This window comes from Pontibacter harenae (assembly GCF_020907245.1).
GTDB classification, from domain to species: Bacteria; Bacteroidota; Bacteroidia; order Cytophagales; family Hymenobacteraceae; genus Pontibacter; species Pontibacter harenae.
In genome coordinates, this window is the sequence record NZ_JAJJWH010000007.1 from 66,937 (window position 1) to 81,187 (window position 14,251).

Below are 14,251 nucleotides of genomic sequence, written 5' to 3' on the forward strand. Positions count from 1 at the left end.
TTAATCCAACACAATAATAGATAGGTAAAACAAAACAGCTACTCAGGATATATTTTACTATTCGTATTATTTCTCCTATTTAGTAATGCAACAGAAATCCTTGCTCAAACGCCTGGACTTATTTATAGTCCTGCAACAAGCGGCGGTCAGGCAGTACTAGACCCTAATGGTGATGGTTATGTATCTGTGCCCCGCACACCTGCAGGGTTCGCTAGTACAAGAGATGAAGGGCCAAGATTTAGTGAAATACCCTATCGGCCTTTTCCTGCCTTGACTAACGAAGTACTCGGAGATTTAACAACTGGCTCCAGCGGTGGACATACAGACCTTGCACCACCTGACTATACAGGCGCAACAGGCTCCCCTATCGCTGCCTATTATAATGGTACACATGTTATGTTTCGTGTCAGGTTGGGAGGCGCTTCAACAGCCTCTAAAGGCTATAGTGTTCTAATCGACACTAATAATGACTTTTACGATCCATCCAGAGGCCAAACACCATCTTCCACTAAAAATCCTGGTTTTGAGTTTGAGGTGGTTTTTGCATCAAACTTTGACGTATCTATTTACGACCACCGAACTGTGGTTAACGGTGGCCCTAAGATTTGGTCTGGTTCTGTAAACCAGTTCTCACAGCGTGCTGTGGCTGCATCTACAGCGAGTAATAACCCTGACTATTTCTATGATTTTTACGTTCCCTTGTCTGCGTTTCCAGGTATCACGGCTGACACGCCTCTGCGTATGTCAGGCATAACTATAACCAGCGCACAAAGCGGATTAACAGGTACTGTTTCAGATGTTGGCGGTGTCAATTTTCTTGCTTATGGTCAAGATCCATACAAAGCTTGGATTGATGTAATCAATAGTTTCCCAGCTACCACACTTAACCAGCTTCAAAGTGGAGAGTTCAGAAAAATTATAGCACGTGCACCTACCGTAACAGGGCCAGTTACTACAGGGAGCACCACAATTACAGGTACTTCTGTTGAAGCAGCAGGCTCTACCATTACAGTATTGCGCAATGGTTCATCTATCGGCACCACAACTGTTAGCGCCACTGGCAGTTGGTCGTTGACAATCGCTGGCAACTTATTAGCAACAGGCGAGCAAATTACAGCTACTGTTACGCCCACTAATAAGATTATATCTACAGCTTCTTCGGCAGTAACAGTTACAGCTCCTGCAGTTTGTATATCTACCTCTTCACCTACTATAACTGGTCGATCAACAGGTAACCCAAGGTACCTAACAGGCAGTACCCCTTATATAGGAAGACAAAGAATCACTATTTATAATGTTACTGTAGAAGCCAGTGGTATATATACATATGTTCAATCTGGCTCCTATGTTTTTACAACAACAACCGCAAATACAGCATTACCAACCAGCTTATGCGCAGCTGGCACAACAACTAGCTCCACTTGTATGACATCTACAACTGGCACAGTTGACATTACCAGAAGTGGGACTTATGTAATTACAACAACTCCAGTAAATACGAGTGACGTTGCTATAGGATGTGAATCGTTAAGATCAAATCAATTGTGTTACAATGCTAATGGTAACTCAGCGGTAACAAATAGTAATACAGTTACTGTTACAAATGCCATCGGCAGCACAGGTATAACCTACCAAACACTATCTGAATTACCCGCTGGTTTAACTTCTATTAGCGGCATTTTATCATCCTATACTGCGGGTATGAGTGTAATTTTGTTTAGAAATGGCACCCAAACAACTTATAGGGTAAGCCCAACTTCCACCAATTGGACAATCAACACTACGGGTCTATCACTTGCAGTTGGGGATATATTAAATTTTAGGGTTGAAGAAACCTTATCCTGCGGAGCTTCACTCTCAGCACTCTCTAACCTTGCTACTATAAGAGCAACAACTCCAGCCCCTGTTATTAATGCTATAGCACAATGTGGCTTTGTTAAAACAATAACTGGTACTTCGCCAGAGCCAGGCAGTGTTATAACTATTTTTACCAATGGCACTAGCACAGGTCTTACAGGCATAGTTGCCAGCACCGGTGTATGGTCGGTAGATGTATCTACCCTGAATAATGGAAACGGCATTGCTGCTGGTGTGCCTATTACAGCCAGAGCAAAAACTGCAGGTAAAGCAACTAGTGTTTTTTCTAATTTTGTAAGTTCCTCTGCGGCGACAGCTATACCGAGCGGTTCCACCTTTACTATTAACCCCATTCAAGAGCCGTTGGCAGAAGAGCAGCTTTTCACAATCCGTGGCACAGGCCCCGCCAGTACATCTACCACTACATACCAGGTTAATGTAACCATTGCAGGCACTCCTTTCCCACCTGTTACCACTACGTCAACTGGAACATGGGAACTAAGCGGCATAGCGGCATCAGAAGTATATACAGGCGCTACGATAAGTGCCACCTTTAGCAGCAACACTAGTAGTTGTCCGAGTGCACCAATTACAACAATTGTACAGTGCCGCCCTCCAAGCAGCAACTTCACTACCTCTATTAACGGAAGCAATTCTATTTGCTATAACAATACTGTATCGGTAATACTATCTGGTTCAGAGAAAGGTGTTGCTTATAGGTTGATAAACAATGGCACTCCAACAGGTGCCTCTGTTCTAGGCACTGGAGGGCCCATTACCTTAGCTTCAGGAGTATTAAGCACTAGTACCTCAACCTTATCTGTAAGAGCTGTCGATGTTGGGAGCGAATGCTCCACGACTGGCATAGGCGGTAACTTATCAGTTACGGTAGCTCCTGCACCAACACAACCAACCGCTTTAGTTGCTAGTACGCCATCAGGATGCTCACAGGTGATTACGAATATTACACTTGAGGGACCTACAGCAGGATACACATACCAATTGATTAATTTCGATACAAAAGCTGCCATTGGCTCACCAGTAACAGCCGCAACATCAACTGCTCCAGCCAGTATTACGTTAGGCACCAGTATTCCACTTTATTCTACCACCACGCTGGGAGTTCGCATTACACCATCTGGAGGCTGTACTTCTGAAAGTAACCGAACAGTTACTATAACAGTAGCAGAAGGACCATCTTTAAGACAGGCCGTAACGATAGACAAACCCACTCCATGCACTGGTGATCAGGTAACTATAAGAGTAGCCACGGAATACAATAATGGTTATACTTATACCATTCGCGATAATAACGGAACAGCTGTAGGCACTAGTTTTACGGGTACAGGTACAGTTGTTTCCAGAACAACAACCTATACTGGTGGTATTACAAGTGCCAGATCTTTCTATGTTGAAGTGACGGGAGGATGCGCTACAAATGCCAGACTAAACACTACTGTATCCGCCACTCTTTCCTCTACCCCTGTACAGGCTAATGCAGGCACAGCTCGCGAAGTATGTGGCACAGTTACACTAGATGCCAACGCACCATCCCCAGGAAGCGGCTATTGGACTAAAACAGACGGACCTGCTGGAGGTACTATTACGGACCCTACAAACCCAAGAAGCACTGTAACTGGTTTACCTTCGGGCGAACATACATTTACCTGGACCATCACTACCGAATGTGGACAGTCAACGCCTGTTACTTCCAGCAGCACAGTAAAGATTACTGTTAACTGTGCTGCTGAGTACATTGTAAATCCTCCTAAATATGCCTCCGAGTATAGAGATGGGGATAGATTAGCTACTGCCACAGATTCTGATGGAGGTATTACGAATGCAGTGATTTTTAGCGGCACCTTACCTTCCTGGGCTCAACTCCAGCCAAATGGAAATATCACCGTCAGAACAGGCGGTAAGCCTGTGGCTGGTACTTATACCTTTACAGTAAGAACGACAGATGCCCAAAACAGAACCACTGGCTCACCTGTTACACTAGTTATTTATGGAGATGCTCCTACTGTACAACCTCTACCTGTAGAATTGGTTTACTTTACTGCCACCGTCAACAAAGGAGTGGTTAAGCTACAGTGGTTAACTGCATCTGAAGAAAACAACGATCGGTTTGAGGTAGAAAGAAGTACAGATGGAAAAATCTTTGAGAGCATAGGCACAGTGAAAGGTGCTGGCAACAGCAACAGAGAGATGAAGTATGTTTTCACAGACAGCCAACCACTTGCCTCTACCGCTTATTATAGGCTGAAGCAGGTTGATTCCGATGACAAGTACGAATACAGTAAGGTAATTTCAGTTAATGGAAGAGGTGATGCGCTGCAAGATCAGCTACAGGTTTACCCTAACCCATTTCAGGGAGAGTTGAACGTCGCCATGACTACAGCTGAAACCTCAGATGCTGTTGTTCAGATAATAGACCTTCAGGGAAGAGTAGTTCTTCAAGAGCCTGTACAACTACAAAGTGGCCTGAATGAGTTTTCTTTAAAATTGGCATCGATCAGGGCAGGCGTATACGTCCTCAAAATTACGGGCGGAAACACAAACGCTACTGTTAAGGTTGTTAGAACACAATAGCCTCTTGTTTTACCAAATCATAAAAAAAATGCCAGCCATGTGCTGGCATTTTTTTTATGATGCAGGAATATGATGAACTTGTTTAAGGAGATGGTTTGTTTTTATTACTTTTGCACTATACTTAAACCTCATTTTATTAAATAAATGAAGATATTAAAATTCGGTGGCACCTCTGTTGGGTCGGCCGAGCGTATGAAGGCGGTATCTGATTTAATTCAGAGCGAAGAGCCTAAAATTGTAGTGCTGTCTGCTATGTCGGGCACTACAAATGCATTGGTACAAATTTCTGAAGCACTGTACCAGAATAAGAACAAGGAAGCAAATGCGCTGATTGATGCGCTACACGATAAATATAAACAGGTTGTAGAAGAGCTCTACAAAACTGACGAGAAAAAGAAACAGGCAAGAGAACTGATTGACCAGCACTTTGAATCAATTCGTGCTTATACTCTAGACTTGTTTACGATACATGAAGAACGCGCTGTGCTAGCACAGGGAGAGCTTTTGTCTACTGCCCTTTTCCAGTTTTTCCTGGAAGAGCAGCAAATTCCTTCTGTGCTGTTGCCTGCCCTTAACTTCATGAAGATAGATGAGAACGAGGAACCAGATGCCGAGTATATTGCCCAGCATATCAGAAAAGAGCTGGACAAGTATGCAGGCACCAATCTGTTTATCACCCAGGGCTACATTTGCCGCAATACTTTCGGCGAGATCGATAACCTGAAGCGCGGTGGTTCAGACTATTCAGCCTCACTTATAGGAGCTGCCGTAGATGCCACTGAAATACAGATATGGACCGACATTGACGGCATGCACAACAACGATCCTCGTATTGTAAAAGACACGTATCCTATTGCAGAACTGTCTTTTGACGAGGCCGCTGAGCTTGCCTACTTTGGTGCCAAAATTCTGCACCCAAGCAGTGTGTTGCCTGCCAAACATAAAAACATACCTGTAAAGCTGCTCAACACCATGCAGCCTGACGCAAAAGGCACCACTATTTCATCTGAAACAGAGGGTGGAGCCATGAAAGCCGTTGCTGCCAAAGATGGTATTACTGCCGTGAAAATAAAATCTGGCAGAATGTTACTGGCTTATGGTTTCCTGCGCAGTGTTTTCGAAGTGTTCGAAAGGTATAAAACACCTATCGACATGATCACTACCTCTGAGGTTGCCGTGTCTTTAACCATCGACAACCCTAAGTTCCTGAACGAAATTGTTTCGGAGTTAATGGAGTTTGGGCAGGTTGAGGTAGACGAGAACCAGACAATTATTTGCGTGGTTGGCGATTCTATTGCCGATAAGAGCGGCACAAGTGCTAAAATCTTCCAGTCACTATCAGATATTCCGCTACGCATGATATCGTATGGCGGAAGTAAAAACAACATCAGCTTGCTTATAGATACCCAAGACAAGGTAAAAGCGCTGACCCTCTTAAATGAAGGGATATTTGAAAGGAATTCACCCAATGCTTAAAGAAAATATAACAGAGCTACAGCAGCACCCGACACCCTTTTACCTATACAACCTGGACCTGCTCCGCCAAACGCTGCAGAAAGCACAACAGGAAGCCAGCAAGTATGATTTCCATGTGCACTATGCGTTAAAGGCGAACGCCAACAGCCCTGTGCTGGATGAGGTACGTGCCGTAGGTTTTGGGGCAGACTGCGTAAGTGGCAACGAAGTAAAAGCTGCCATCGAGAATGGTTTTGCTCCTGAAGATGTTGTGTTTGCAGGCGTAGGAAAATCTGATGAAGAGATAAATTATGCGCTTGACCAAGACATTTTCTGCTTTAACTGCGAATCCAGCCACGAGTTGGAGATACTGAACGAACTGGCTGCAAATAAAAACAAAGTAGCTCAGATCGCGCTTCGCATCAATCCTAATGTTAATGCCAATACCCACAAGTATATTACCACGGGTTTGGAAGAAAACAAGTTCGGCATTAATGCATGGGAACTGGAAAGCGTTTTGTCGCTCCTGCAAAAGCTGGAGAACATAAAGCTTATTGGAATTCACTTTCACATCGGTTCTCAGATTCAGGATTTGTCTGTTTTCAAGAACCTGTGTACCCGCGTAAATGAGTTTCAGGAGTGGTTCCTGTCTCATAACATCGAGCTGGAGCATATTAATGTAGGTGGTGGCCTTGGGGTAGATTATTATCATCCAGAGCAGCAACCGATTCCTGATTTTGAAGCTTATTTTAGCCTTTTCAATCAGTTTCTGGAATTGCGCCCAGGACAGCAGGTACACTTTGAACTTGGCCGTGCGCTTGTAGCCCAGTGTGGTACGCTTGTATCAAAGGTGCTTTACATTAAGAAAGGCGTCAACACCAATTTTGCCATCTTAGATGCAGGCATGACGGAACTGATCAGGCCAGCTCTTTACCAGTCTTACCACAAGATTGAGAACTTGACCAGCAGTGCTGAAGAAGTGCGTTACGATGTGGTAGGCCCTATCTGTGAATCGAGTGACTGTTTTGGTAAAGCTGTGATGCTACCAGAAACCAATCGTGGCGACCTAATTGCCATCAGAACGGCTGGAGCTTACGGAGAGGTAATGGCTTCGCAGTACAACCTACGCAAAAAAGCAGAAGCTATTTATTTGTAGCCAATTGCATATTCAAAAAAAGAAGGCCTCACTGTACAGTGAGGCCTTCTTTTTTACTAGGAGTATAGTATATAATTTACATAGGAAGAACAAAGTCTGGTTCTGCATGCGCTATTCCTTTTCTGGCACTTAAGAAACTTGCCATTTCTAAAGCGTTCTTATTTGCTCCCTTATTAACCTTTACCAGGTAAGTATTATTTCCTAAAGCATCTACTATTTCTGCTTTTGCTGTGTTTAGGAACTCTTCCAACGCTGCCTGTCCAAAGCCTTCTTCAAGCGTAACCAGTAACTCGTTACTTAAGCCAACCTCTTTCGACAAACTATTGGCTCCAGCTATAAAATAAGGAGCACTGTATTGTATGGCAGGATCTTCTTCCAACACAGACAGTATATACTCTACTTGGTTACAGTTAAAGCCTTCTTTTAGCTGCAGCGTATGCAAGGTAGCCGAATTTGTTTGCACAGAATGCGACAGTCCCTTTAGGAAATTGTAGTCCTTCACAATCTCACTACGTTGTTCCTCTGATACGTTTTTATCAAACTCAACCAGAATTTGGTTCAGGTTTAACATTCCGAGCTTTTTGCCTGATTTCCCAAAGTCATAGTTGTTACAGGCACATAACGAATCAGGAGCTATCTGCAGCCTGTTCAGCAGGTTCCCATCAAAGCGCACATTTCTAATTGGCCTAGCAGAATCTAACTGGCAGGACGTAAAAGCTACAGAAAGTATAAAGCCGATTATGTATATAGTAGACGTTCTTTTCATTACTGTTCGAGTATAATCACCAACAAATACTATTTATACGGCATGATGAAGCTCGCAGCTACAGATTTTAATTATATTTTTAAAATAAAATACACTTTCACATTTTATGGCTTAATTACCAATATATTACAGTGTAAAAATATAATTATACAATATAATCTAGTTTAAACTCCAGTTCACCTCATTAACACAGTTCGTACAATATAATATTTACTATATATATTTATATAAATAAATATATAATACAATACTTTAACAACTCCTAACATCCAAAAATAATCATAATAACAATCATCCCAAGTTATAAAATAAGTCTAAACAACCTTAACACATGTACTTCATAAGATATCAATGAAGGTTTATAGCTTAGTAAAACTGAATCAGGCTTAGGTTGACAGTAGTAGCCAAAGCTTTAAGAAGGAAGTGACGTTTGAATTTGTCTTCAAAAAGGTTCTTGTTGATAAAGGAGCTCTACCAGTAACCACATTTTATATTCCTCAAAACAAGTTACTCAACAGAACGACACTATTTAAACTTGTAGGTTTTTGATGACACGAGTTAATCCAAGAAGGTAGCTTCTATTGCTATTGCCCCACCTACTCTTCAAATCCTCCTTCAGCTCTTTGCTAAAAGCAAAAAAGAGACTTAGATCATTTCTAAGTCTCTTTTTTCAGTAACGGCTATATGATGTAGACCACCTGTTAAGCAATATGCTTCCGATGATCAATCACAGGCTCTTCACCAATTCCATATAAAGATCACGACAACCTATCAACCTGCTTGTTTTTCAAAATCAAATGCTTCGACAGCCTTTGAGTCTTGCTTGTAGAAGGAATCTATTATGTTACTCAGTTGGCCCGTTTCGAGCAAGAAGCCATCGTGTCCGCTGTTAGATTTTACTATAGCTATGGAGGAATCTTGCACATGTGCATGCATAAAACGTTGTTCCTCCACAGGAAACAGAATATCTGTATCTACACCTATAAACAAAGCTTTTGCCTTCACTCTTTTAAGAGCAGCCTCTATGCCACCACGATCTCTGCCAACATTATGAGAATCCATGGCTTTAGAAAGCACCCAGTAGGTATAAGCATTAAACCGTTTCGCTAGTTTCTCTCCCTGGTATACTTGATAAGAAGCTGCTCTGAAATTATCCGTAATACTGTTGCCTGGCTCCTGCTGCGATAACTCATAACAATTGTAGTGACGGTAAGAAAGCATGGCAATGGCTCTAGCTGTTTTCAGCCCCTCCTGCCCTGCCGTATCTGTATCCGTTGCCCAGGTTGGGTCTACACGAATGGCCATACGCTGGCTCTCATTAAAAGCAATGCCCCAGGCAGAGTGCCTTGCATTGGAGGCCACATGAATCAGCCGCTCAAATACCTTTGGCTTAAGAATTGCCCACTCCAGCGCATGTTGCCCTCCCAATGAACCACCCAGCAATGTATGTACCTTCTCAAAGCCAAGCTCCTGGCGCAGCAGTTCAAATGCTGCTACAATATCGCGGTTCGTAAGTTGCGGGAAAGAATGATAATAGGGTTGCTGTGTTTCTGGGTTAACAGAAAGTGGCCCAGTAGAGCCATAGCAACCACCCAAGCTATTCGCGCAAATCACAAACCATTCGGCAGGGTCATAAACCTTGCCCTCCCCAAACAAACCATCCCACCAATCGGCAAAGTCTGAATTGCCTGTAAGGGCATGGCACACCCACACTACATTGCTGCGGTCTTCGTTCAGGCGACCATAGGTTGTATAGGCCAGCTGAAACTCAGGCAATGTTTCACCAGACTCTAGTGTAAACTGATTTGGATAATGGTATGTATGGGTAAATGACATTTGCTTCTTTTTATTCTTTGAAATTTAATTCGCTGGTTAAAGCTTGGCAAAAGCTTGCTCTAAATCAGCTTTTATATCTTCTATATGTTCTATACCTGCTGAAAGCCTTAGTTGCGCCGGATCAACACCTGCGGCAACTTGAGCTTCTTCTGGTAACTGCTGGTGCGTGGTAGAGGCAGGATGTATAATAAGAGATTTCGCGTCGCCCACGTTGGCTAGATGGCTGATCAACTCCAGGCTGTTCACAAACTTCTCTGCTGTTGCTCTATCTCCTTTTAGTTTAAACGAAAGTACACCGCCAAAGCCGCGCTTCAGGTACTTCTTAGCTAACTCATGATATTTGCTCGACTCTAGGCCAGGGTAATTTACACTTTCTACCTGCTCATGCTGCTCCAGCCACTTTGCAAGTTCCAAAGCATTTTGCACGGTTCTGTCTACTCGCAAAGAGAGCGTCTCCAGCCCCTGCAGCAACAGAAAAGAGTTGAAGGGACTGATGGCAGGACCAAAATCCCTCAAGCCTTCTACTCGGGCACGAATGGCAAAAGCGATGTTACCGAATGGACCGTCAGCACCGAAAACATCCCAGAAAACAAGACCGTGATACCCCTCTGATGGCTCTGAGAACTGCGGAAACTTACCATTGCCCCAGTTAAAGTTACCACCGTCTACAATAACGCCGCCTATGCTGTTGCCATGGCCACCAATCCACTTTGTAGCAGACTCTACCACCACATTCGCACCGTGCTCCAGCGGGCGAAACAGATAACCGCCAGCTCCAAAGGTATTATCTACAACCAAAGGTATATCGTATTTCTTTGCCAGCGCAGACACTGCTTCAAAATCAGGTATGTTAAAACGCGGGTTTCCGATAGTCTCTACATAAATGGCTTTCGTTTTCTCATCAATCAGCTTTTCATAACTCACCACCTCGTCGTTCTCTGCAAAACGCGCCTCAATCCCTATTCTTTTAAAAAAAACCTTAAACTGGTTATACGTACCGCCATACAGGTTGCTTGTAGACACAAAATTATCACCTGCCTCCAGAATATTGGTAAGCGCCAAAAACTGCGCCGCCTGCCCAGAACCAACCGCTACAGCTGCCACACCACCTTCCAAAGCCGCCACACGCTTTTCAAAAACATCGGTGGTAGGGTTCATGATGCGGGTATAGATGTTACCAAACTCCTTCAGCGCAAAAAGATTCGCACCATGCTCAGCATTTTTAAACACATAAGAAGTCGTCTGATAAATAGGTACCGCACGAGAACCTGTTGTTGGATCTACCTCCTGGCCAGCATGTAGCTGCAGTGTTTCGAAGCGTTGTGTATTTGCCATAGTTGTGTATACGTTATATGTTTAAGATTTGGATTTTAGAGTTCCGAAACGGATAAGATAAGAGGATAAGCTACAGGACGTAACCTGTTGCCTTAGCGGCCTAGCATGTAATTGTAAAGCGCTTGGCTATTTAACAAATACGATTGCTGAAGTTGCTCCTGCGCGGCATGTAACGACACATTCGCATGAGGCCAATACCAGAAAAGATGGCAAGGAAAAATTCAGGCAGGTAGGCTGCCGTCGAGAATGTAAGAAAGTGTGGTGTTTGCTTGATCCCTTTTTTCATTGTCGTATCAATTTATATTCTTCTGGCACTTTACCAGAATCAGGAATTAGCACCTTTACCAGTTTGGGTTAGGTTGCTAGAGCTTCACAGAGCCTGTCTCTCCACTCTTCTTTATAAATCAATTTCCCAAGGGATAATTGACTTGACGATGCAATAATAGAAAAATATTACTCAATTTCCAAATAAACACTGCTGCTTTAGCATTTTAAAAGCTTCAAATGCTCATTAATTATGTTTCTACTAATCTTCTAACGGTTTAACTGATTCTGAACACATAATGTTTTAACAGGTGCGAAATCTATATAACCTCTCCCCCTACAACTTTAAAGCAAGCATAGTAGAACACAAATTTAAAACTGCCCCTGTCGTAGTGGCATACAACTTTAGGATATTGCCTTAAATAAGAAGGAACATTCCTATACGCCCTTGAGCGATATAATGAACTGCCCTTAACATTCTATTTTATGTGCAAACTATAGGGCTAATAGTATAAAACCTTATATATAGCTAGAAGTATACACAAATGTTTTTAAAAGCTCTGAGCAGCTACTAATGGATGCTAACGCCTTATTTTAACTATGAATGATTTGTTTCTTGTCCACTAAAATATAACTACCTTTGCTTGCCTATAAAACACTAAAATTAATGGAGGCCATAAAAGAAACCAATTTCTCCTTCGCCAATCAGACTGGCTTTTATAGAGGCAAAGTACGTGATGTTTATTTTTTTGAAGACAAGATCGCTGTAGTTGCCACTGACCGTATATCCGCTTTTGATGTAGTACTGCCACGCGCCATACCCTACAAAGGGCAGGTGCTAAACCAGATCGCCAGCCTGTTTTTAAAGGCCACCTCCGACATTGTGCCAAACTGGGTGCTTGCCACGCCAGACCCTAACCTAACTGTAGGTTACCGTTGCGAGCCCTTTAAAGTAGAAATGGTGATAAGAGGTTACCTGGCTGGCCATGCATGGCGCGAGTATAAGGCAGGCAAACGCACCCTTTGCGGCGTTAGTTTACCAGAGGGCCTGCGCGAGAACGACAAGCTTCCAGGGCCAATAATTACGCCAACTACCAAAGCTGACGAAGGGCATGACGAAGATATTTCTAAAGAGCAAATTTTAGCGAAAGGCCTTGTTTCTGAGGAAGATTATGCTAAATTGGAGCAATATACGCACGCCTTATTTGCACGCGGCACAGAGTTGGCGCAGCAACAGGGCCTTATTCTGGTAGATACGAAGTATGAATTTGGCAAGTACAATGGCCAGGTTTATCTTATTGATGAAATCCATACACCAGACTCTTCCCGCTATTTTTACAAAGAAGGCTATGCCGAACGCCAGCAGCAGGGAGAGACTCAAAAGCAATTGTCCAAAGAATTTGTAAGGCAATGGCTCATCGAGAACGGATTTCAGGGTAAAGAAGGCCAAACAGTACCTGAAATGACAGACGATATAGTGAACAAGATATCTGAACGCTATATAGAGCTTTTTGAGGTAGTGACGGGCCAGAAATTACACAAAATGAACTACAATGCAGCACTAGATCGTATAGAAAATAGTGTTAAAGAAAACATTTTTAGCACCAAAAATTAGAAATATTAAAGCAGATTTTGGTACATTCGCATATAAATCCTTACAGGTAGATCTATGAAGTACACGATTGATAAGAAAGAAAACTATACAATTATCACGATTGATGAAAAGAAACTGGACACTTCAATAGCTCCAGATTTGAAGTCAGAGTTCGTGAAGTTGAATGCCGAAGGGATCACCAACTTGATTCTAGATTTAGCAGAAGTTAAATATACAGATTCTTCGGGCCTTAGCTCAATTTTGATAGCTAACAGACTTTGCAATTCTACAAACGGTCTTTTAATCCTGACTGGTTTACAGGACCACGTGATGAAATTGATCACTATATCAAAACTTGAGTCTGTTCTGAATATTCTTCCTACAGTTGAAGAAGCGATTGACCGTGTTTTTTTGCACGAGATTGAGCAGGACCTGACAAACAAAGAAGACTAACACACATAGCCGGTAGTGGATTTCGAACTCAGGATATTGGGTAGTTCGTCGGCCACGCCCTCGGCAAACAGACACCACACCGCACAGGTACTTACCATTGGTAACCAGTACCACTTGATAGACTGTGGTGAAGGAACACAAATGCAGCTGATGCTTTACAAAATAAAGCATCAGCGCATTTCTAACATCTACATCAGCCACCTGCACGGCGACCACTATTTCGGTTTAGCAGGCTTGCTTTCCTCCATGCACCTACAGGGCAGACACTTGCCCCTCCAGCTTTTCGGTCCTCCTGGGCTTTCTGAAATTCTCAGTTTACAGTTTAAGTATTCTGGCACAAATCTGTGCTACAAGCTGATCTTTCATGAATTGGATACCACTGGCTATCAGCAGGTTTTTGAAGACCAACAGATAACAGTGCATACCATTCCAATGGAGCACCGTGTGCCCTGCTGCGGATTTCTTTTTCGGGAGAAGCCTAAACCACGCCCTCTCATAAAAGAAAAATTACCTGACTTTCTGACCCCTCCGCAATTAGTGGCCCTTAAGTGGGGAGAAGACATCAAAGATGAAAAAGGTAACGTTGTTGTTCAGAATAAGGATGTAACGATGGAACCGAAGCGCAGCCGAAGCTATGCCTACTGCTCAGATAGTCGCTTTAAGCCAAGCTTGGCGCCCTACCTACAAGAGGTAGACTTGCTATATCACGAAGCTACCTTTACAGACGAACACCAGGAACGTGCCGATTTCACTTTCCATAGCACTGCCCGCCAAGCTGCTGAACTAGCCATAGCCGCACAGGTAAAACAGCTTATTATCGGGCATTTTTCCGTGAGGTACAAAGACCTTACTCCCCTACTCGATGAGGCGCAGCAGCTTTTCCCACAAACTAACCTAGCCGTAGAAGGCAGCATTTTCAATATTCCTGAATAATTTTTTATTT

At 43.1% G+C, this 14,251-nt stretch carries 9 protein-coding genes and 1 riboswitch; of the genes, 6 read left to right on the top strand and 3 right to left on the bottom strand.

Translation table 11 applies throughout. The annotated features are described in order from the left end of the window. The first annotated feature begins 270 nt into the window (after positions 1-270). From LN893_RS05630 to lysA, 3 genes are all read left to right on the top strand, one after another. Positions 271-4,449, top strand: a complete 4,179-nt coding sequence (locus LN893_RS05630) for a T9SS type A sorting domain-containing protein (RefSeq protein WP_229968824.1) — start codon at positions 271-273, stop codon at positions 4,447-4,449. 144 nt (positions 4,450-4,593) lie between these two features. Then, on the top strand, positions 4,594-5,925 hold the full coding sequence (locus LN893_RS05635) for an aspartate kinase (RefSeq protein WP_229968825.1): 1,332 nt from the start codon (positions 4,594-4,596) through the stop codon (positions 5,923-5,925). Then, positions 5,888-7,060 carry a diaminopimelate decarboxylase gene (gene lysA, locus LN893_RS05640; RefSeq protein WP_229968826.1) on the top strand — a complete coding sequence of 391 codons (1,173 nt, stop codon included), beginning with the start codon at positions 5,888-5,890 and terminating at the stop codon, positions 7,058-7,060. Before LN893_RS05635 ends, lysA begins: the two co-directional genes overlap by 38 nt. A gap of 76 nt (positions 7,061-7,136) precedes the next feature. On the opposite strand, the gene LN893_RS05645 is transcribed toward lysA, so the two are convergent. The 3 genes from LN893_RS05645 to LN893_RS05655 form a co-directional block, all read right to left on the bottom strand. Continuing rightward, a complete protein-coding gene (locus LN893_RS05645) occupies positions 7,137-7,826 on the bottom strand; it encodes a S8 family serine peptidase (protein WP_229968827.1) in 690 nt (229 codons plus the stop codon). 771 nt (positions 7,827-8,597) lie between these two features. Next, on the bottom strand, positions 8,598-9,662 hold the full coding sequence (gene metX / locus LN893_RS05650; RefSeq protein ID WP_229968828.1) for a homoserine O-acetyltransferase MetX: 1,065 nt from the start codon (positions 9,660-9,662) through the stop codon (positions 8,598-8,600). A 36-nt stretch (positions 9,663-9,698) separates the two neighbouring features. After that, positions 9,699-10,997, bottom strand: a complete 1,299-nt coding sequence (locus LN893_RS05655) for an O-acetylhomoserine aminocarboxypropyltransferase/cysteine synthase family protein (RefSeq protein WP_229968829.1) — start codon at positions 10,995-10,997, stop codon at positions 9,699-9,701. Between the two features lie 295 nt (positions 10,998-11,292). Next, positions 11,293-11,403, bottom strand: a riboswitch (SAM riboswitch). Positions 11,404-11,928: 525 nt separating this feature from the next. Here LN893_RS05655 and LN893_RS05660 point away from each other — a divergent pair. Genes LN893_RS05660 through LN893_RS05670 form a run of 3 tightly spaced genes read left to right on the top strand, consistent with a single transcriptional unit; the run spans position 11,929 to position 14,241 of the window. Beyond that, entirely contained in the window at positions 11,929-12,876 is a 948-nt protein-coding gene (locus LN893_RS05660) for a phosphoribosylaminoimidazolesuccinocarboxamide synthase (RefSeq protein WP_229968830.1), read from the top strand. Positions 12,877-12,930: 54 nt separating this feature from the next. Beyond that, positions 12,931-13,308 carry an STAS domain-containing protein gene (locus LN893_RS05665; protein WP_229968831.1) on the top strand — a complete coding sequence of 126 codons (378 nt, stop codon included), beginning with the start codon at positions 12,931-12,933 and terminating at the stop codon, positions 13,306-13,308. 15 nt (positions 13,309-13,323) lie between these two features. Next, positions 13,324-14,241, top strand: coding sequence for a ribonuclease Z (locus tag LN893_RS05670; RefSeq protein ID WP_229968832.1), 918 nt, complete (start codon positions 13,324-13,326; stop codon positions 14,239-14,241). Positions 14,242-14,251 lie beyond the last annotated feature (10 nt).